Raw genomic sequence first — 22,301 nt, 5'->3', positions numbered from 1 at the left:
TAGTGTGAAATTAAACAGTAAAAATTTAAATGAAAGTGATTGTTTATTTTCAGTCCGGGAAAAAATTGCCTTTAAAGCTTTAATAACTATAGAAAATAAAAAAACCAAAAAATTAATCAGTGCTATTAAACCTAAAAAGAAACATGCACCTGATCGTTCACATTCATCATAAAAATAAAATAAGAGTGCTCCAACTGAACACAGTATAAATATGAAATAACTGACAAATAATATTAAAAAATTTCTAGATAATTTTTTATGTAAAGAAATTTGAACTATTTCTGTCATTTTATTATTCCATTTAACAAATTCAGAGATAATTATATTTATGTATTCTTTTTAATGTAAAGAAAAACAAATATTTAAGCTGGATTCTGATTAAAATTTTCTGCCTTCTGTACGCTGTCTGTAAGCTGGTAGCACTGGTAACATTACTGGAAATTATTAATAATATCCGGTATCTCTGGTTTCCGGTCATCAGCATGTAGTCTGATGAAGAGATAAATATTGTTTTGACACATTTCTGAAAATACCCAGTATTATCTAAAAAAGATATTTACCCAGGCAGCAATGTTTCAGGCATTCTATAATTGTATATTCAGTATTGTAAATAAAATTTCTGAATATTCCGGTATTGTTTATTGGTAATATTAATATAACTGATAGTAATCAGATTAATTTATTAGTATTAATGTAAAGCATCATATATCTTTTCGGCCAGAGCAAGGCTAATACCTTCCGTCTGACTTAAATCATGCACACTGGCGGCAACCACGCCGCGTAACCCCCCAAAACGGGTTAATAGTGCCTGACGCCTCTTGCTGCCAATACCCGGTATGTCGTTGAGTGAAGAAGTGACTCTTGCTTTGGCACGTTTCTGCCGATGGCCGGTAATGGCAAAGCGGTGGGATTCATCCCGGACAGTTTGTAACAAATGCAGGGCAGGATTGTGCGGTTCTATCCGGATATTGCGCTGCTGATGCGGAATAATCAGTTCTTCCAGACCGGCTTTTCGTTCCGGACCTTTGGCAATACCGACTATCGGAATATGAATACCCAGCTCCTGCCATACATCCAGAGCCATATGCACCTGACCTTTACCTCCGTCTATGAGCACCAGATCCGGCCACGCACCGATACTGTCATCATTATCTGCCAGTCGTCCGTAGCGACGGGTTAATACTTCGCGCATGGCGGCATAATCATCACCGGCCTTTGCGGTTGTAATATTATAGCGACGATATTTAGCAGGCTGCATGGCTTCATCTTCATATACGACACATGAAGCAATAGTAGCCTCGCCCTGAGTATGGCTGATATCAAAACATTCAATCCGGTTGAGATTTTCTGCATCCATATCCAGCAGTTGAGCCAGCGCTTCAATACGGTGTTGCTGGCTATGCTGCTGTAAACGATGCTGTTCAATAGCCATATGTGCATTGCGTTCCGCCATATTCAGCCACACGCGCCGTTCACCTACAGTTTTATGGATAAACTGAATCTGTTTACCGTTTTCGTTGTTCAGTGCTTCACACAGGCTTTTGGGCAGCTGAAAATTACTGATAATGATATCCGGCTTATTTTTACCCAGATAGTGTTGTGCAGCAAATGCCTCTCCATAGTGATTGAGTTTTTCGGCAACACGGTAGCGGGTATCCGGAAAAAAGTTTTTATCCCCGACATGCCGGCCGCCGCGAATGCTAACCCAGTGAATACATACAATATCATTTTCTTCAGCCAGCGCAAGAATATCAATGTCATTGTGACGAGCCTGTTTGCTGTCGATAAATTGCTGAGACTGCATTAGCCCCAGTGCCTGAATCTGATCTCGCACCTGTGCTGCCGTTTCAAAATCCAGCTGTTCAGCAGCATGTTGCATTTTGGTATGCAAAGAAGCAGTCAGCTCACTGGTTTTTCCCTGCAGAAAGCTGATCGCAGCTTTAACACTGCTCTGATAATCTTCAACTGTGATATGCCCTGTACATGGACCGGAACAACGCTTAATCTGATAAAGCAGACAGGCACGGTCGCGATGCTCAAACACACTATCTTCACAAGTACGCAGTCTGAATACTTTTTGTAATGTCTGGATGCTGTTACGTACCGCATAGCCATTAGGATAAGGACCGAAATACTGGTTATTTTTTTTCAGACTGCCGCGGTAATACGCCATTTGCGGGAACTGATGTCCGCTCAGCATCAGATAAGGATAGCTTTTATCATCCCGGAACAGAATATTGTATTTCGGCGATAATGCCTTGATAAAGTTATTTTCCAGAATCAATGCTTCTGTTTCTGAATGAGTGGCTGTAATTTCAATTCGCGCCACTTGTTTCACCATAAGCTGAATCCGGGGCGATAAATCGGTTTTCTGAAAGTAGCTGCTGACACGGCGTTTCAGATTCACTGCTTTGCCCACATATAATACTTTATCATTTGCATCGAGCATGCGGTATACACCCGGCACTAAAGGCAGGTTTTTAAGAAACAGAGCTATATCAAATTTATTACTGTCAGCATTGCTGGATGATGTGGCTGTGGTATTGGTCATAGTAATGGTATATCTGGTTAACAACTATGTATGCAGCCATAAAAAAGTCCATAAGCTGCGTAAACAACTTATGGATAAGGAGTAAAATAGTCAAGAGTAAAAATTTATTTACAATTCAGTCGTACATCTTCATCATAACGTTTAATCAGCGCATCGCGATTATTGGTGCGCAGACTGTCAGCCATTTGACGGTTCATCTTCGAAGTTTTGCAGGCGGCTTCACGGTTTTTCTTGTTTTGTTCTTCAATTTTTTTGTTCCGCTCATCTGTCAGCTTGTTCTGTTCTTCAATTTTACGGTTAAGTTTTGCCTGCTGTTCTGCTATTGAATCAGAACTGGCTTCAGCATTAGGCTGAGGTGCTGCTACAGGCGTGGCAACCTGTGTGCGCACGTTAAAACGCTGAGTTTTAGCAGGTGAAAGATTAACCGGGGTGTCTGAGTATTCATTTACGCCTTTGTTATCACGCCATGTATATACCTCCACAGCACCTGCTATTAATGTGCTGCCCATCAGTACCATTGCCAGTGACATTTTCAGTATTTTGTGACGCATGTTTACTTTTCCTTGGGTTTGAAATATATGTTTTGACTATTATACGATAAAAAAAACCAATGTTTGCCAATTGACCGGTTTATGTAAAAGTATATTTTGCGAGTGTGTCGTATATTTGTTAAAATTGCCCGCCAATTCCCTTATCTGAATTTCTTCTCATCCTCTAAAAAGAAGCCCTAAAATGCGTATAGTCGAAAAAGCTTACACTTTTGACGACGTGCTGCTCGTACCTGCTCATTCTGAAGTACTGCCGCGCGACGTTATTCTGAAAACTCCGCTTACCCGCCGGATTAATTTGAATTTACCCCTGGTTTCAGCGGCGATGGATACGGTTACTGAGGCTAAGCTGGCTATTTCCATGGCTCAGGAAGGCGGTATTGGCATTATTCACAAAAACATGAGCGTTGAACGACAGGCACGTGCCGTAGCCAATGTTAAACGATATGAAAGCGGAGTGGTCAAGGATCCGGTAACCATTACACCTGATACGCTGATTGGCGATTTAATCGGTCCCGGGCGTAAATACAAAGTTTCCAGCTTACCGGTACTGGAAAATGGCAAAGTTGTCGGTCTGGTTACTAACCGGGATTTACGTTTTGAACGTAATCTGCAGCAAAAAGTATCCAGTATTATGACCCCGCGTGAGCGTCTGGTTACAGTAAGTGAAACTACCAGTATCGATGATGCCCGTGAATTAATGCATACACATAAAATTGAGCGTGTGCTGGTAGTGAATGAAGACTGGGTGCTGAAAGGTCTGATTACAGTAAAAGACATATTAAAAAACACAGCTTTTCCTAATGCCAATAAAGACAGTGAAGGACGGCTGAGAGTAGGCGCAGCAGTAGGAGTCGGAAAAGACACAGACGAGCGGGTAGCTGCTCTGGTACAGGCCGGAGTAGATGTACTGGTGGTGGATACAGCACATGGACATAGTCAGGGCGTAATAGAACGTGTACGCTGGGTAAAACAGCATTATCCGGATGTAGATGTCATTGGCGGTAATATAGCAACAGCCGCTGCTGCGCGTGATCTGGTTGCAGCCGGAGCGGATGCAGTTAAAGTCGGCATCGGGCCGGGTTCTATCTGTACAACCCGTATAGTAGCCGGTGTAGGTGTGCCGCAGTTAACCGCGATTCATAATGTGGCTGCAGAACTTGCCGGTACCGGTGTGCCGCTGATTGCTGACGGTGGTATACGCTTTTCAGGTGATCTGGCTAAAGCACTGGCAGCCGGCGCCTCTGCGGTAATGCTGGGCGGTATGTTCGCCGGTACTGAAGAAGCACCGGGTGAAATTGAGCTCTATCAGGGACGCTCTTATAAATCCTATCGCGGTATGGGTTCAATGGGAGCCATGAGCCAGGGCTCATCTGACCGCTATTTTCAGGATAATGTCTCCAGCGCTGATAAATATGTGCCGGAAGGCATTGAGGGACGGGTACCTTACAAAGGACCAATCAGCCAGATTATCCATCAGCTCGTAGGCGGATTACGCTCCAGTATGGGCTATCTGGGCTGTAAAACCATTCATGATATGCATGATAAGGCAGAATTTGTTGAAATTACCGCAGCGGGTATGAGTGAGTCGCATGTACACGATGTGCAAATCACCAAAGAAGCACCGAATTATCATGTACGCTAAAATAATGTTGTAAAATTTGCAGTCAGTCTAAAGGGCAGCCGGCGGGCTGCTCAGCAGATTAATAAAAATTTTCTTTTTTATTTAGTAATATCTGCATTGCCAAAGCAGAGAAGATTAGCTAAAATGCATTGCTTTCATGGCAGTGTCAGATATTATGTCTCTGCCATAATCAAGCACGTAGCTCACGCTTTTTGCGTGAAGTGGCGTGTTTTTTTTTGCCTGCAACTGGTAACTGGAAGCACGATTATTAATCCATAAAAAAACAGATTGTCGTTATTGACGGTCTATTAAATACACAGGACTCATCCATGACTACAAGTGCAATTCTGGTGTTGGCTGACGGTTCCGTATTTCATGGTGTCAGCATTGGAGCAGCCGGGCAGGCAGTTGGTGAAGTAGTCTTCAATACCAGCATGACTGGCTATCAGGAAATCCTCACTGATCCGTCTTATACTCAACAGATGGTGACTCTTACTTATCCGCATATCGGCAATACCGGTATCAACAGTGAAGACACTGAGAGTAAACAAATTTATGCTTCCGGGTTAATTATTCGCGACTTACCTTTATTGCACAGTAATTTTCGTGCGCAAGAAAGCCTGTCCGATTATCTGAAACGTCAGCATACTGTGGCAATCGCAGATATAGATACCCGACGCCTTACCCGTTTGCTGCGTGATAAAGGTTCACAGGCCGGCTGTATTCTGACTGGCGCTGATGCAAATAAAGAACAGGCTCTGGAAATGGCACGTGCTTTTGGCAGCATGGCCGGAAAAGATTTGGCACGGGAAGTAAGCTGTTCTGCAAAATATAAATTTACTCAGGGTGAATGGCAGCTGGGACAGGGTTATGTTCAACCGCAAGAAGCCAGATATCATGTGGTTGCCTACGATTTCGGGGTAAAAACCAATATTTTGCGTATGCTGAGTGAACGGGGCTGCCGTCTGACTGTGGTTCCTGCTACTACACCGGCAGCTGAAGTACTAGCATTGAATCCTGACGGCGTATTTTTGTCTAACGGGCCGGGTGATCCGGAACCTTGTGATTATGCCATTAAAGCTGTACAGGAAATTCTGGCACATAAACTGCCACTATTCGGTATTTGTCTGGGACATCAGCTGCTTGGTCTGGCTTTAGGGGCGAAAACCCGCAAAATGCCTTTTGGTCATCACGGAGCCAATCATCCGGTACAGGATATGGATACCGGCCGGGTTGTGATTACCAGTCAGAATCATGGTTTTGAAGTAGATGCAGATACTTTACCGGAAAATGTTCGTATTACTCATAAATCGCTGTTTGACGGTTCACTACAAGGTATTAGCATGAACAGTCAGCCGGCTTTTTCATTTCAGGGACATCCGGAAGCCAGTCCGGGCCCGCACGACGTTGCCTACCTTTTTGACCGCTTTATCGAACATATGCAGGCGGCAAATAAAAATTAATTGCGTGATATTACGAACTACATTTATTGAGAATAGTAAAAAAGTACAGGAATCCCCATGTTTGGTATTACTGATCTGGGAACGTATATTGTCGGTGCCATAGCAATTGTTCTGCTGCCGGGACCAAATTCAATGTATTGTCTGGCCATGGCCGGAAAATATGGAGCACGGGCTGCTTATTGTGCGGTTGCCGGAATATTTCTGGGTGACAGTATTTTGATGTTGCTTTCAGCCTCAGGTGCAACTTCAATTATCAAAACCATACCTGCATTGTTTTTAATACTGAAACTGGTCGGTGGCTTGTATTTGTTTTATCTGGGCTGGCAGTTGCTGCGTTCAGCTTTTAAGCAATGGAACAGACGTCAGCAGGCTGCTGCAGATGTTTTCAGACAATCATTGTGTGAGCCGGCACAAGCCAGTAAACCGCTTCCGGCACGCCATTACTTTCAGCATGCTTTGCTGCTCAGTTTGTTAAACCCGAAAGCAATTTTGTTTTTTCTGGCTTTTTTTGTTCAGTTTGTTGATCCGCATTACTCACATCCGGCATATAGTTTTCTACTGCTGGCTATTATTTTGCAAATTTTCAGCCTGTCTTATCTAAGCGTACTGATATTCAGTGGTTTATCGCTGGTCAAGTGGTTTCGTCACTATCAGCGTCTGGCTGCCGGGGCAGTAGCCACAATCGGGCTGATGTTTATTGCGTTTGCACTGAAATTATGGACGGCAAGTATCGACTAACCGATTGACTGTCAGAAAATCAATCCTGCCGTACCGCTAAATTAACAGATAATTTTTGATAAAGGTATCAGTATGCCTAAGCGCACAGACTTAAAATCTATCCTAATTATTGGTGCCGGTCCTATTGTAATTGGTCAGGCATGCGAGTTTGACTACTCTGGAGCTCAGGCATGCAAGGCATTGCGTGAAGAGGGCTATAAAGTCATTCTGGTTAATTCCAATCCGGCTACGATTATGACAGATCCGGATATGGCTGATGTTACTTACATTGAGCCGATTATGTGGCAGACAGTGGCAAAAATTATTGAAAAAGAACGTCCCGATGCAATTTTGCCAACGATGGGCGGGCAAACGGCACTCAACTGTGCTCTTGATCTGGCGCATAACGGTATTCTGAAAAAATATCAGGTAGAGCTGATTGGTGCATCCGAAGATGCAATTGATAAAGCAGAAGACCGCGGCCGTTTTAAAGAGGCAATGAATAAAATCGGCCTGCATACCCCGAAATCCTTTATTTGCCATAGCATGGAGCAGGCTCTGGATGCACAGGCACAGGTTGGATTTCCTGCATTAATTCGCCCGTCTTTCACCATGGGCGGTAGTGGCGGTGGTATTGCCTACAATAAAGATGAATTTATTACTATTTGTGAACGTGGTTTTGATGCTTCACCTACTCATGAATTACTGGTCGAACAGTCTGTACTGGGTTGGAAAGAATATGAAATGGAAGTGGTGCGTGACCGTGCCGACAATTGCATTATTATCTGTTCGATAGAAAATTTTGATCCGTGCGGTGTACATACCGGTGATTCGATTACAGTAGCTCCGGCACAAACACTGACGGATAAAGAATATCAGCTGATGCGTGATGCTTCTCTGGCAGTGCTGCGTGAAATCGGTGTGGATACCGGTGGCTCTAATGTACAGTTTGCCGTTAATCCGCAAAACGGCGAAATGATTGTGATTGAAATGAATCCGCGTGTCAGCCGTTCTTCTGCTCTGGCTTCTAAAGCTACCGGTTTTCCGATTGCCAAAATCGCAGCTAAGCTAGCAATAGGCTATACACTGAATGAATTGCAAAATGATATAACCGGCGGACGCACACCGGCTTCCTTTGAGCCTTCCATTGATTATGTGGTAACTAAAGTTCCCCGTTTTGCCTTTGAAAAATTTCCGTCCGCAGATGATCGCCTGACGACACAGATGAAATCAGTCGGGGAAGTAATGGCTATCGGTCGTACATTTCAGGAGTCTGTTCATAAAGCTCTGCGCGGTCTGGAGGTTGGTCTGAGCGGCTTTGATTGCCGCAGCAGTGACCGTGCAGCCATTCAGCGTGAACTGGCTAATCCCGGTCCTGAACGGATACTGTATGTCGCTGATGCATTTCGTGCCGGCTTTTCATTAGAGGAAATCTATACAATTTGTGCTATTAATCCGTGGTTCCTGGCACAGATTGCTGATCTGGTTAGCGAAGAACAGAAACTAACAGCGATCAGACTGGAAGATATCGATTACAGTTATCTGCGTAAACTCAAACGCAAAGGTTTTGCTGATAAACGGCTGGCGCAATTGCTTAATCAGGATGAAGCCAGTGTCAGGCAGCATCGTTATGCCATGAATCTGCATCCGGTTTTTAAACGCGTAGATACCTGTGCAGCTGAATTTGCTACCGATACTGCCTATCTGTACTCAACTTATGAAGAAGAATGCGAAGCGGAACCGACACAGCGAAAAAAAATTATGATTCTTGGTGGCGGACCAAATCGTATCGGTCAGGGTATTGAGTTTGATTATTGCTGTGTACATGCTGCATTAGCATTGCGCGAATCCGGTTTTGAAACCATTATGGTGAACTGTAATCCTGAAACAGTTTCGACAGATTATGATACTTCTGACAGATTGTATTTCGAGCCGCTTACCCTTGAAGACGTACTGGAAATCTGTCATACCGAACAACCTGACGGTCTCATTGTGCATTATGGCGGCCAGACGCCTTTAAAACTGGCTAATGAACTGGTAGCTAATGGTGTCAATATTATCGGTACCTCAGCTGATGCCATTGATGCAGCAGAAGACCGTGAGCGTTTTCAGCAGATTCTGCATAAACTGGGATTGCGTCAGCCGGAAAACCGTACAGCACGTACAGAGGCAGAGGCACTGCAACTGGCTGAAGAAGTTGGTTATCCGCTGGTAGTACGGCCATCTTATGTACTTGGCGGACGAGCTATGCAGGTAGTGCATTCATCTAATGAATTACAAACCTATATGCGCGAAGCTGTACAAGTATCGAATGATAGCCCGGTATTGCTTGATTACTTTCTCAGTCACGCTATTGAAGTAGATGTAGATTGTGTATGTGATGGCAAACAAGTAGTTATTGGCGGCATCATGCAGCATGTGGAACAGGCAGGTGTCCATAGTGGTGATTCAGCATGTTCCATTCCGCCTTATTCGCTAAGTGAAGATATTCAGAATGAAATTCGTCGTCAGACAGCAGCCATGGCAATGGCTTTAGATGTAGTTGGTTTGATGAATGTGCAGTTTGCGGTACAGGATGATATCGTTTACGTACTTGAAGTCAATCCGCGTGCTTCACGTACTGTTCCATTTGTATCTAAAGCCACAAGTGTATCTCTTGCTAAAATCGGAGCAAGGGTTATGGCCGGTATTTCATTGGCCGAACAGGGTTACACACAAGAAGTTATTCCTGAATTTTTTGCAGTTAAGGAAGCCGTATTTCCTTTTATTAAATTTCCCGGCGTAGATACCATTCTTGGGCCGGAAATGCGCTCTACCGGTGAAGTAATGGGTGTCGGTGAAACATTTGCCGAAGCATATTTAAAAGCCCAGCTCGGAGCGGGTGAACGTATGCCGACTATTGGTAAAGTGTTTCTGGCTGTACGTAATGAAGACAAACCTGCTGTTGTTCAGGTGGCAACCAATTTTCAGTCGCTCGGTTACGGACTATGTGCCACTCGCGGGACAGCAGCTTTTCTGGCTGAGCACGGAATCAATGTGCAAGTGGTGAATAAGGTAACTGAAGGGCGCCCGCATATTGTTGATGCCATTAAAAACGGTGAAATTGCTCTGGTTGTTAATACTGTTAGCAGTGATGTACAGTCTATTAAAGACAGCCATTCAATCCGCCGTAGTGCACTGAATATGCGTATTCCTTTATACACTACTGTTGCAGGTGCTTTAGCGATGAGTGAAGGAGTAAGCCGTTTATCCCGTACTGATGTTTATAGTATTCAGAATTTACATCAGCGCATAAAGACAGCACTGCAAAACTAATTATTTCAAGGTAAAAAGCTGCTGATTGCTAATAATGCAACCAGCAGCTATTTTATTAATAAAAAAACAAAAAATTTACTTTGAAATCATTAGAAAGTAATAGCTTTAGTCTTTTACCAAATTCAAGTATGAACAAAGCCTGAAATCAAATTGCAGGCTTTGTTTTAAAGTACAGTTGTTAATTACCCCAATATGCAGCTACAGTATTATGCTGATGAGGCAATACTGTCTGCTCAGGAGCCATAAAACCAGTTATATTACCGGCAGACATATCTGTCATTGCTGTAATCAGCTGATTTACCTGATTAGCAATCTTGGCTTCATGTGTACTGTTCGTGACAAAGTATCCAGTTTGGTTGATATTCTGTCCCTTATTACTATTTGTATAAACACTCCTGTCGCTGATTTCCGTAAATTTTTTGCGTTTGATTAAAGTGTTAATCTGATTCAGCTTAAGCTCCTTACAATCTATGCTTTTATCTTCGAAATTTATAGTTTGTATAAGCTGTTTTTTGCCAAAAAAGTTTTTGATTAAAACTGAATCAGTATCAGAGTATCCGGAAATTATCAGATTAGACCCTTCTTTGCGATAAATGACTTCATCAGATCGAATATCAGTAAACTGGATGATATTTGTATCCTGTTCGAACTGATTACTTTCAACTATTGTATCATGACCATGACCACGGCTGATTACATAGGTATCATTGCCTATACCACCTTCCAGATAATCATTACCCAAACCTCCTACAAGAATGTCGTTACCTTTACCTCCATATAAGTAATCATCCCCGATGCCTCCATTCAAATAATCATTACCCTGATCGCCATATAAGCTATCATTACCGGCACCTCCTTCGATATAATCATCTCCGCCTTTGCCATGAATATGATTATTCAGATTGTTTCCGATAATAACATTATTCTTATCATTTCCATAACTGGTTTTGTTTTCCGCAAAAATCGTATCAGCTGGTAAAATTTCAAACTCAATTTGTTGAATTGCCTGTTTACCAAATTCGTCAGTAGCGACTAACTGTACAGTAAACCAACCACTTTGAGATGGAGTACCACTTAGCTGATTAGTTATTGGATCAATAGTCAGCCAGCTGATATCATCTTTGGGGTTAACTGCTTTTAGAGTATATTGCAGTTTATCGCCGTCTTGGTCAGTAAATAGATGGTCGATTTTTCCAAAAGACCATGATTGTTTTGCAACCAGTCTTTGATCTTGTATATGTCCGACAGCTTCTGGTGTATGATTAGCTTGAATATTTAGGTGAAGCGGTATATGAGCACTTAAACCGCCAGTATCTGTTCCTGTAATCTGAATAATGAATTCACCATTTAAATCTGCATCAGGTGTACCATATAAGGTTTGAGTATGTTCATCATAATTTAGCCAGTCAGGCAAACCATCTACGCTAATAAAGATTTCATCTGATTGATTTGGATCTTTAAATAAATTATATGGTAGCTGATAACTAAAGAAACGACCTCCTCGGGTATTTAAAGGATCAATATGCTGTGCTACTTCTGGTGCTAGATTACGTTCAGGTAGATTAATATCTAAATCACCATCATGATAATCATGAATAATAATGCTTGAATTAAAATCACCAGTTATTATCAGATTACTGCCATTTTTTTGCAGCTTCAATTTCCCTGAATACCATACAGTATCTTTTACTGCATCGATAGTCCATTTTAAATTATTTAGACGAACATTATCGATACTGATATAACCTAATCCGTCACTGTCGGTAATATGATTAACAGATTCTCCTATTAAATCCGTACGAGAAAATACATAACCATCAATTCCTTTACCGCCATCAAGATAATTATTTCCTGTACCACCCATTAAAATGTCATTACCATCATTACCATATAGTTTATCGTCACCATCGCCACCAATTAAAATATCACGACCATTGGCACCAAATAGTGAATCATTACCAAGACCACCATTAAGTACGGTGTCTTCATTACTGTAAGCATAAAGCTCGTCATCACCATCAGTACCGGTTTGGGTTAATTTTTTAATATCCTGCACATTTAACCGGGTACCGTCAGCAAATTCAATGAAATCAACCCGATAATTTCCTTTTGCTTCATTCAGAAAATAATTCTGAACAATAATACTGTTATCACCCTGAAGGGTTCTGATAGCCAGATTATTGCCGGTACGCCGGAAAATTAAATCAGCCTGACTGATATTATCGGTAAAGCGGATAATATCTTCGCGATTACCGGATGAATCATAGTTATTAATAACATCATGACCGAAATTGCTGCCAAATATATAAATATCAGAACCGGCACCACCTTCCAGATAGTCGTTTCCTGTGCCGCCGGTCAGAACATCATTACCGGCACCACCATAAATACGGTCGTTACCGTCGCCGCCAATCAATGTATCATTACCGTTTGCGCCAAATAGTGAATCATTACCAAGACCACCATTAAGTACGGTGTTTTCATTACTGTAAGCATAAAGTTCGTCATCACCATCAGTACCGATTTGGGTTAATTTTTTAATATCCTGCACATTTAACCGGGTACCGTCAGCAAATTCAATGAAATCAACCCGATAATTTCCTTTTGCTTCATTCAGAAAATAATTCTGAACAATAATACTGTTATCGCCCTGAAGGGTTCTGATAATCAGATCATTGCCGGTACGTCGGAAAATTAAATCAGCCTGACTGATATTATCGGTAAAGCGGATAATATCTTCGCGAATACCGGATGAATCATAGTTATTAATAACATCATGACCGAAATTGCTACCGAATATATAAATATCAGAACCGGCACCACCTTCCAGATAGTCGTTTCCTGTGCCGCCGGTCAGAACATCATTACCGGCACCACCATAAATACGATCGTTACCGTAACCGCCAATCAATGTATCATTACCGTTTGCACCATAAAGCTGGTCATTGCCTTTCCCGCCATTCAAATATGTATCTTTTGTACCATATGCATACAACTCATCATCACCATCAGTTCCGGTTTGAGTAAGAGTACGAATATCTGAGATATCCAGCCGGCTGCCATCTGAGAATTTAATATAGTCTAGTTGATTTTCACCGGAAGCACGGAAGAAGTTGATAAGTTGTAATGAATCAGCTGAATTTTTAGCCACAATATAAAAATCCAAACCCTTGCGATAATAGATAAAATCATCTTTTATCCAATTATTAAAGTATACAGTATTAATATCCTTACCTGAGGGATTGAATTCGAGTAACTTGTCGTTGCCAAAATCTTTGTCGAAGATGAATAGATCTGAGCCTTCACCACCTTCCAGATAATCATTACCGGTACCACCAATAATAATATCATCGTCATCGCCGCCATAAAGAATATCATTACCGGCACCACCGATTAATACATCATTACCAGCACCGCCATCAAGGTTATCATTACCATCTCCACCGTCAAGCAAGTCATCCCCGCCATGACCTTTCAAAGTATCATTGCCAGCAAGGCCCATCAGCGAATCATTTGATTCATAACCATGAATAATATCGTTATTATCTGTCGCCTGTAACAATAATGCTTTGATTTCCTCTACATTAAGCTGTTTTCCATCAGCAAATTCAATCAGATCAATTTCATATCCGCCGTGACCATCTTTAATGAAGAAATTTTCTATTTTAATTTGATCGGTAGTATTTCTGATTTTCAGGAATAAATCATTACCTTCGCGAACAAATATCACTTCACTTCTTAAAATACCGTCAGTAAAACGTATTTTATCTATTTTATCTGTACCGGTATCATGATTGTGAATAACATCCTGACCAAATCCGCGTGCGAATTCATAAATATCTGAGCCAGCACCTCCATCCAGGTCATCGTTGCCTATTCCGCCGATAAGAATATCATTACCGGCACCACCTTTAATAATATCTCTGCCATCACTCAGAAGATTGGTACCAATCAGAATATCGTCGCCATCACTGCCTGAGCATACACTCAGTTTATCCTGTGCCGTCTGCCCCAGATGATTACACCATTGTTCATATACACCATGAGTTTTAGCATAATCAATATACTGATTTAAAAGATTAAATCCTTCCGGCCAGAAACCATCGTACTGATAGGCAAGAAATTCTCCTAAGTCAACAAAAGCTTTTTCCGGATTATGCTGGAAAACCTGATTGAAAGCCGCAGTAGTATCTGAAAAATCTATAGATATCTGATCATTTTCTAATTTGAATGTTAGCTTCTCCAGATATGGTTTCAGACGTGTCTGGAATAGCAAACTTTCATACAGGCTATCACGGATACTGTTATAAGTATCATCAATAGTATCCAGAAGTTTCTGACGTTGCTTTGCGGTGCCTGCATAAAATAGTTTAGAAGATTCACCTGTAAAAGCATTCAGAATGTTCAGCTTATTGCTGTAAGTATCAAATTTTTTGAGCCATTCCGGATCTGCAACTTTTAAGCCACCTTCTTGTGAAGGTGTAAAACCTGAACCGCCACTATTTGAGCTAACTCTTATCCAGTCTGTACCCAGAGAATATTTAGCATTCTCATCAAACTGAGGATCGGATTTTGCCCATTCCAGCAATAATTTATCTAGTAAAGACAATTGTCCGGCCCGCGTTTCGGTATTCGAATAAGTATTTAAAAGCTCAGCGAGTTTATCTGAAAGCGCTGCTGCATCGCGTAAGTCACGCACCCGGCCTGTACCTTTTAAATTCGGTGCCTGTTTTTGCTGTTCTGTCAGTTTAACTTCTTCGGCATACTCACTGAAAATCGGCTTATGCTCAAAATTGACATCACCCATTTCATGGGTACGCCCGTCTGTAGTTTCATAACTTCCGATTTGCGCTAAAGTATTGCCGTTACCCAGATTAGTATTTGTATTTTTATTAGCCAGATTCAATGCTTTAACACCAACTTGTTCCAGCGTAAACAATTCATTAGTCTGGCTGATGCCGTCCTGATTCAGATCTCGCCATACACGTAACTGATTGAAATGTTTATCCTGCGCATCTACTCTACCATCACCATTACTGTCAAATTCACGTAATGCAGCATAACCGTCTTTTGCTTTAGTGCCGTCAGCCAGCAACGTACTGTCACCAAACAGTTCAGTACCGTCATTAATGATACCGTCACCATTACGGTCAACAACCAGCAGACCGTCATCAGCCTTTACCCAGCCTGTAGCCGTGCGGATACCATCTCCGTCATGATCGAAGACAGCCCCGTTTAATTTTCTGGAACCAACTGTTTCAATACCATCTCCGTCAAGATCCAGTACCAGAGGATCATAGATATAATACTTACCGTCACGATTCCAATTTAACCATTCTCTAGTATGTTCACATATCCAGTTTCCGAAATTAAAAGGATCTAGGGTAAAATGTTTATATCCGAAATAAAGATTACCTAAAGTTTGTACAAAACCGAGTGGATTTAATGCACCTAGATTATCAAGATTATGCCAGTCCAGTGCAGAACCGGGCCAATCTGAAGGTGTTAAAGATTCAGGATCAAAACGGGTAAAACCCTGTGCGTCTGATTTTAAAATTCCGTCTAATGAGACTTTTCCTGATTGTGCTATATTAGTCAGCAACACATCAGCCATATTATTAGAAAAATGGTTATAGTTCTTATCATCATACTTCGATAGTCTTGAGCGCATAATTACATCAGTAGCAAAGCGCAAAGCTTTATCAATAACATTATTCAAAAATCCGCCAGCTCCGCGGCTATTAGTAGCTACTGCCACGTCTAACCAAGTATTTAAGCCTGCAGCATCTGGATTACCCTGTGGTATAGTTGATTTTAAATATTCATATGCTTTTGAATAATTTGCATCCTCACCATTAGCTATTTTTTCTCTAATATCATTTAAAATTGATGTTAATTCTTTTTGTTGAGCTTCAGTTAAATCATAGGACGCATTTTCGGCTAAATATGCCTCTAAGTTTAAATATCCCTTAAAATCTTCACCTTTAGTAAAACAGTTCATAAGTTCTCCCAATTAATCAATTACTTTACTATGTTTTTGAATAAAATTAACAACACGATTATTATTTTTAACAAAATCTCTTACAATTTCTGGATGATCAAGTAGACTTTCATTATTTTTATATATATTTATTAAAGCATCGGCAAAATAGTTCTGATCGTCCGGTTTATTCTTCCCATGTAAATATCTTGAAGAATATATCGTATAACTTAAACCAAACTCTTCGTATAATACAGAATGTATATCAGTCTGATGTGGATAGGAATCATCTTTATTATTGGAATCAAAAGGCCAAAATTCAATGCTAATATCTTGTTGACTACTATCAGATTGATTAGCAAATATGGCTAATTTCCTATCAATGCCAGCACGATATAGTGCCAAATTATTTTTTTGTTCTTTAATAGAAAATCTAAAGTATTGCTGTTTTAACCAGTAATTTCCATATTCCAATTCAGTTTTGCCAACTATGGGAAACAATGGGAAAATACCTAATGTTGTAATTGGTTTAGAAAAATCAGGACATTGATAAATGGCTTCTTCATTATTAGGGAAATCGGAAAATGTAGGTAACTGGTACATAATGCTAACAGCAATTTCTTCAACCTTTCCATCAATAATTTGATGTTTCAGATTTGTACCAAAGAAACAGCGAGGAAGTGTAATTTCTAACTTTTTATCTGATACTTTTGACGGAATACGGACAGTAATCTCTGTGGTGTCTGTCATTATCTTTTGTTCCTCCAATTTTTTAATTTTGTCCTGTTCACTGTTGCCATTAAAGCAGCCGGTTAAGCATAAAAGCAGTATACAAAGCCAATATTTCATATTTTTCCTTGTACTGTCTGGTTTAAATATTTATTTAAAATTCCCCTTACTTTTGATAAAATCAACCGAAAAATAACATTTAATCAGATAAATAGCAAAAGCATAATGCATTCAAATATTGTGTATTGAAGATTTAAATTGAAAAAAAATTCTTTTTATTTAGTCAGAATATGATATTTATTGTACTTTAAATATTCATTAAAGCACAAAATTGCTAAATCGAAATTTTAATTATGATTAATTAATATATATATTAATTGTTTTCACTACCCAAAAATTATATTTAAGTCTGTCTTATTGTAAAAATCTTTAGCTAATGCACTAGCTAATCAACGACTTTACTGTGCTGATGGATATAATCCAGAATACGGTTATTATTCTGAATAAAACCCAGTTGAATTTCCGGGTGGTCAAGTAAACTTTCATTGTGCTTATATATTTGAATTAATCCATCAGCAAAATAGTTCTGGCTTACTGGTGGTTTATACTTTCCATGTAGAAATCTCGAGGAATATACAGTGTAAGCAACACTAAACTCTTTATCTAAAACAGAATAAATATCAATTTGATGAGGAAAAGCATTGTATTCATCCTTAACATCAAATGGCCAGAAATCAATTCTTAAATCTTGTTGATTGGTTTCGGATTTATTAACAAACATAGTTTGTTTTCCTGAAATATCAATATAATACAATTCCTGATTATTTTTCTTTTCTTTTAAACGGAATCGGTAATTTTCCCGTTTGAACCAATGATTTCCATATTCCAGTTTTTCTGCTTTTATATTACGATATAACGGCGCAAAACTAAGACCTACAACAGGCTTAGAAAAATCAGGACATCGATGAATTGCTTCTTCATCATTGGGAAAACCTGATAAAGTAGGTAAGGCAAATATAATTGCTGCTGCCTTTTGCTCGACTATACCATCAATAATTTTATTTTTTATACTAAAACCAAACATGCAGCGCGGCAGGGTAATCTCCAGTTTTTTACCTGATACTTTTGATGGAATACGGACAGTAATCTCTGTGGTGTCTGTCATTATCCGTTGTTCCTCCATTTTTTTAATTTTGTCCTGTTCACTATCATTGTTGCTGTTAAGACATCCGCTTAAACTTAAAATTAATAACAAAAGCAATATTTTCATTTTGATATTCCAAAAATCTGCGAGCGTTTAAATTTAATACTACATTATTTTAATAAATATTAACATAAAATAACATTTATTTAGTTAATCACAAAGCATATAAATATTTTTATTTAAAGATAATGATTTTTTATAATTTCATATTCACTCAGCTGTATTCAGACATTTTCAGCTTTCTCCCTGTGCTTGTTAGTATAATGACTTTATTGTAATAAGAATAAAGCTATGTATTAACAATGCAGACTGCTATATCTTGCACGATTAAAGGAAATTTATGGCTTTCAGAAAAGAAATTTTAGACTGGTGCGCTCAGGAGCTGGCGGTTGCTCAGTTTCGCGATTTCAGCCCGAATGGGTTACAGGTAGAAGGCAGGGATGAAGTTAGCACTATTGTTTGTGCTGTCACTGCCAGTCAGGCTGCTATTGATTTTGCCGTAAAGCAGCAGGCAGATATGCTGCTGGTTCATCATGGTATGTTCTGGAAAAATGAAGCGGCTGTGATTACAGGCTGGAAAAAACGCCGTATTCAGACATTATTAACCAATAATATTAATCTGGCTGGCTATCATTTACCGCTGGATGCACATCCGCGCTGGGGGAATAATGTGCAGCTGGCTCAGCGTTTAGGCTGGCAGATTACTGGCTGTGGCGGTGAACAGAATTTAATTCAGTACGGTGCTTTAACCTATGAGCAAACTGCAGAACAGCTGGTTCAGCAGATTGAGCTAGGCCTGAATCACAAACCCATATTGCTATGTGCCGATAAACAACAACCAGTACGCAGGCTGGCTTGGTGTACTGGCGGCGGCCAGAGTTTTTTTCAACAGGCTATTGATGCCGGGGTTGATGCATTTATTACAGGTGAAATATCCGAACCGCAATACCATCTGGCGCAGGAATGCGGAGTGGTATTCATCGCGGCAGGGCATCATGCTACCGAAAGATATGGTATTCAGGCACTTGCCTGTGCATTAGCCAGTGAATTCGGGATTACTCAGCAGTTTTTTGATGAGCCTAATCCGGCTTAAATGAATTTTGTGTGATTGGTGGTAATTTATATAATAAAAATTTTAATAAACATAAACTTAAGCTATTTTTCTGGTAAAAATAGAGTCATTTGTCTATAATTGAATAATTTTTAAACACCACACTGTATTGATTATACAGTAATTCTGGGAAACTAATTATGATGACATTATATGCGGGCATCACTTGCCCGTTTAGTCAGCGTTGCAGCTTTGTGCTGTATGAAAAAGGCATGGATTTTGAAATTAAAGATGTAGACGTTTTTAATAAGCCGGAAGATCTGGCTGTGATGAATCCGTATAATCAGGTTCCTGTTCTGGTTGAACGTGACCTGATTTTGTATGAATCCAATATTATTAATGAATATATTGATGAGCGGTTTCCGCATCCGCAGCTAATGCCGGCAGACCCGATTATGCGTGGTCGTGGCCGTCTTGTTTTATATCGTCTGGAAAAAGAACTGTTCAGTCATGTACTGGTGCTGGAAAATCCTGAATCAAGTAATAAGGAAATGAACAAAGCCCGCGAAGCCATTACTCAGGGCTTAACAATGCTGGCTCCTGCATTCACTAAAAACAAATATATTATCGGTGATGATTTCTCCATGATTGATGTGGCGCTGGCTCCGCTTTTGTGGCGTCTGGATCACTATGATATTAAGCTGCCAAAATCAGCTGCACCATTGCTTAAATATGCGGAACGTATTTTTCAGCGTGAAGCGTTTATTGATGCCTTAACACCAGCCGAGAAAGCAATGCGTCGTTAAATTATCCTGACAAAGGGGAGCACAATGAGCAAGCTGAACACCAAACCGTATATTCTGCGCGCATTGTATGAATGGGCGCTGGATAGTGGTTATACACCGCATATTGCTGTATGGGTAAATGATAAAACTCAGGTACCGCTTCAGTATGTAAAAGACAATGAAATTGTGCTTAATATCGGGCCTGTAGCCGCACATAATCTGAATATAGATAATGAATGGGTTAGTTTTTCTGCCCGTTTTGGCGGCGTTTCCCATGATATATGGATTCCGGTTGGTCATGTAATCAGTCTTTTTGCCAGAGAAACTGGTGACGGCATGGGGTTTGATGTAGAACCTGTTACTGAAAACAGTGAACACCCGACAGCAGGCGAGGATAACACCGTATCTGAAAGCCAGCCTTCTGTGCCAGAGAGTTTACCTGCAGATGACAGTAATAAATCTGGTGCGAAAAAAGGTTTGAAGATAGTTAAATAACGATTGTTATTAATAGAATATCTTCTTAGCAAATAAGAAGTAATTTGTTTATTGATAAACAAGGCTGAAACTGACTGATGGTTTCAGCCTTTTTAATTTTTTAAGATTCAGACTGATAACATTTTATTCTATTTATACCTAATAAAGTGTGGCAAATAAATCAGTTCTTATAGCTAATAAGTATATATAAATTTGATGAAAAATTAGCCGTAATCTGAACAGACAGTAAATAAAAATTTTGAAGCTATGCAATTTTAAAACTATATATATATTTGAATATTAGTTATAAATTAAAAATATTTACAATATGTCATATATATAAATTAATAATTTTGCGGATGTATATCTGATTAAATATGCGTTAACAAAATTTTTTCAGAGTTATTCTCTTATATCAAATTGTTAAAATAGTACTTCATTACGAGTGTAATACCGGTTAAAATAGCCTTGTCTTGAAATTTGACATTACAATAATATTCATTAGCTTTACATTTACTGGAGTTTGAACACATGAACCAAACTGCTGAATTTGCAACAAACAGTAATGAACTAAGTGTACAGCTTGCACACAAAGAGCAAAAATTTAAAAGAGTAAAGTTCTATTTTAATGTCATATTTGCTTTGTGTTTTCTGGTATTTGCTGTAGGGTTGGTATGGATGAATACCATGGCAATTGCCAGCTCATTCATTACGGCTATGATGTTTGGTATGGCCTATCTGGGCGTAATTATGATATTTGAAGAAGATATCAAAGAATTAAAAATCAAATTGGAAAAAACACAATCTGTTTCAGCCTGATTTTCTGAGCGTTAAGAGATGGCAGCTTTAGTCAAAGCTGCCATGCAAGATTAATCAGATACTTTGCTGTTATCAGTTGGATCCGATCTGATTTTTACTTGTAATGGTAACTGCCTGCGTTTTTAACGTGATGGTCTCCGTAAGTGCTGTTTACTAAAATAAAGATAGATAAGCATGGTACTGCAACCTATCAGACACCAAAGCATGTCTTTCTGTGTATCCCATACATCGCCCTGTGTACCAAGAAAAGTAACTGCTTCCTGATTACTCAGTGTTGCTACCAGCCACTCGAACAATTCGTATATGGCACTAATTGTCATACATACACACCCACTCAAAAATACCACCCAGCCGCGATAGCGTATAATTTGTAATCTCCATAGTAATTCACTGGCTATAATAGCTGGTGAAAAGCCTTGAAAAAAATGTCCAAGCTTATCGTAATTATTACGTGACCAGCCAAATACACCGCGCAGATAATTAAATACCGGCTCTTCGGCATAAGTATAATGTCCGCCAATCAGTAATATAATTGCATGAATTAAAACTACCCAGTACATAAGCTGACTGAAACGAAAGCGGGAATAGGTGAATACAAGAAGTATCAATCCTAGCAATGCCGGAAAAACTTCAAGCCACCAGGTAGGGTAGTCATGCGGCTGATAAGCAGACCATATGAGTACCAGTGTAAATATTATCAATTGCAGAATATGCGTTTTCATACCATACAACACCTGCAAATATTCAGTAGCAGAATTAAACTGAAACTTAAAAGTGAAAAAATTTTTACCGATATCAATCTTAATTTGGCTTTTTTTATAATAATCTGTATATTAATCTTGATAAATGCACAGGGCAAATATCAGTAATGTGCAGCATACAAGCTGTGACCGGTTTAGTTACAGCAATTTTAGATTTTGGCAGAGTAACTTCCATACAGCTAATGGCTGTTTATAATAGTTTTTATATATGAATTTAGTGTATTTATCTGGTTTGTAAGTTATTTTTATAATCCTGAAAATATAATAAATTGTTTTTTAT

At 39.7% G+C, this 22,301-nt stretch carries 15 protein-coding genes; 9 read left to right on the top strand and 6 right to left on the bottom strand.

Annotated elements, in window-relative coordinates; genetic code table 11:
- Window positions 1-4 precede the first annotated feature (4 nt).
- Entirely contained in the window at window positions 5-172 is a 168-nt protein-coding gene (locus tag H3V01_RS05895) for a hypothetical protein (protein WP_198186238.1), read from the top strand.
- A 516-nt stretch (window positions 173-688) separates the two neighbouring features.
- Here H3V01_RS05895 and uvrC read toward each other — a convergent pair.
- Complete coding sequence (gene uvrC, locus H3V01_RS05890) at window positions 689-2,551, bottom strand: excinuclease ABC subunit UvrC (RefSeq protein WP_198186237.1); 1,863 nt, start codon at window positions 2,549-2,551, stop codon at window positions 689-691.
- Between the two features lie 104 nt (window positions 2,552-2,655).
- Window positions 2,656-3,102, bottom strand: a complete 447-nt coding sequence (locus tag H3V01_RS05885) for a DUF4124 domain-containing protein (protein WP_198186236.1) — start codon at window positions 3,100-3,102, stop codon at window positions 2,656-2,658.
- Between the two features lie 181 nt (window positions 3,103-3,283).
- Between H3V01_RS05885 and guaB the strand changes: the two genes are divergently transcribed.
- The 4 genes from guaB (at window position 3,284) to carB (ending at window position 10,218) form a co-directional block, all read left to right on the top strand.
- Complete coding sequence (gene guaB, locus H3V01_RS05880; RefSeq protein WP_198186235.1) at window positions 3,284-4,744, top strand: IMP dehydrogenase; 1,461 nt, start codon at window positions 3,284-3,286, stop codon at window positions 4,742-4,744.
- 308 nt (window positions 4,745-5,052) lie between these two features.
- Window positions 5,053-6,186 carry a glutamine-hydrolyzing carbamoyl-phosphate synthase small subunit gene (carA, locus tag H3V01_RS05875; protein WP_198186234.1) on the top strand — a complete coding sequence of 378 codons (1,134 nt, stop codon included), beginning with the start codon at window positions 5,053-5,055 and terminating at the stop codon, window positions 6,184-6,186.
- Window positions 6,187-6,243: 57 nt separating this feature from the next.
- Window positions 6,244-6,924, top strand: a complete 681-nt coding sequence (gene leuE / locus H3V01_RS05870) for a leucine efflux protein LeuE (RefSeq protein WP_198186233.1) — start codon at window positions 6,244-6,246, stop codon at window positions 6,922-6,924.
- A 72-nt stretch (window positions 6,925-6,996) separates the two neighbouring features.
- A complete protein-coding gene (carB, locus tag H3V01_RS05865; protein ID WP_198186232.1) occupies window positions 6,997-10,218 on the top strand; it encodes a carbamoyl-phosphate synthase large subunit in 3,222 nt (1,073 codons plus the stop codon).
- A 178-nt stretch (window positions 10,219-10,396) separates the two neighbouring features.
- Here carB and H3V01_RS05860 read toward each other — a convergent pair whose 3' ends face one another.
- The 3 genes from H3V01_RS05860 to H3V01_RS05850 all read right to left on the bottom strand — a co-directional run bounded on the left by H3V01_RS05860 (window position 10,397) and on the right by H3V01_RS05850 (window position 18,197).
- Window positions 10,397-16,219: a calcium-binding protein gene (locus tag H3V01_RS05860; RefSeq protein ID WP_198186231.1), complete on the bottom strand. Its 5,823-nt coding sequence runs from the start codon at window positions 16,217-16,219 to the stop codon at window positions 10,397-10,399.
- Between the two features lie 12 nt (window positions 16,220-16,231).
- A complete protein-coding gene (locus H3V01_RS05855) occupies window positions 16,232-17,047 on the bottom strand; it encodes a hypothetical protein (RefSeq protein ID WP_078474742.1) in 816 nt (271 codons plus the stop codon).
- Between the two features lie 325 nt (window positions 17,048-17,372).
- The gene (locus H3V01_RS05850; protein ID WP_198186230.1) at window positions 17,373-18,197 is read right to left on the bottom strand and encodes a hypothetical protein; all 825 of its coding nucleotides are present in this window, start codon (window positions 18,195-18,197) and stop codon (window positions 17,373-17,375) included.
- 274 nt (window positions 18,198-18,471) lie between these two features.
- On the opposite strand from H3V01_RS05850, the gene H3V01_RS05845 reads away from it, so the two are divergent.
- The 4 genes from H3V01_RS05845 (at window position 18,472) to H3V01_RS05830 (ending at window position 21,260) form a co-directional block, all read left to right on the top strand.
- Window positions 18,472-19,224, top strand: coding sequence for a Nif3-like dinuclear metal center hexameric protein (locus tag H3V01_RS05845; RefSeq protein ID WP_198186229.1), 753 nt, complete (start codon window positions 18,472-18,474; stop codon window positions 19,222-19,224).
- 158 nt (window positions 19,225-19,382) lie between these two features.
- Window positions 19,383-19,988: a glutathione S-transferase N-terminal domain-containing protein gene (locus tag H3V01_RS05840; protein ID WP_025331062.1), complete on the top strand. Its 606-nt coding sequence runs from the start codon at window positions 19,383-19,385 to the stop codon at window positions 19,986-19,988.
- A gap of 24 nt (window positions 19,989-20,012) precedes the next feature.
- A complete protein-coding gene (locus H3V01_RS05835) occupies window positions 20,013-20,462 on the top strand; it encodes a ClpXP protease specificity-enhancing factor (RefSeq protein WP_198186228.1) in 450 nt (149 codons plus the stop codon).
- A 510-nt stretch (window positions 20,463-20,972) separates the two neighbouring features.
- Complete coding sequence (locus tag H3V01_RS05830; protein ID WP_025331060.1) at window positions 20,973-21,260, top strand: hypothetical protein; 288 nt, start codon at window positions 20,973-20,975, stop codon at window positions 21,258-21,260.
- Between the two features lie 122 nt (window positions 21,261-21,382).
- Here H3V01_RS05830 and H3V01_RS05825 read toward each other — a convergent pair whose 3' ends face one another.
- Window positions 21,383-21,982: a DUF2238 domain-containing protein gene (locus H3V01_RS05825; RefSeq protein WP_198186227.1), complete on the bottom strand. Its 600-nt coding sequence runs from the start codon at window positions 21,980-21,982 to the stop codon at window positions 21,383-21,385.
- Between the last annotated feature and the right edge of the window lie 319 nt (window positions 21,983-22,301).

Origin of the sequence: Snodgrassella sp. M0351 (assembly GCF_016100575.1) — a bacterium.
Lineage (GTDB): Bacteria > Pseudomonadota > Gammaproteobacteria > Burkholderiales > Neisseriaceae > Snodgrassella > Snodgrassella alvi.
The sequence above is the reverse complement of the archived record's forward strand: the minus strand, read 5'-3'. Positions and strand labels throughout refer to the sequence as shown.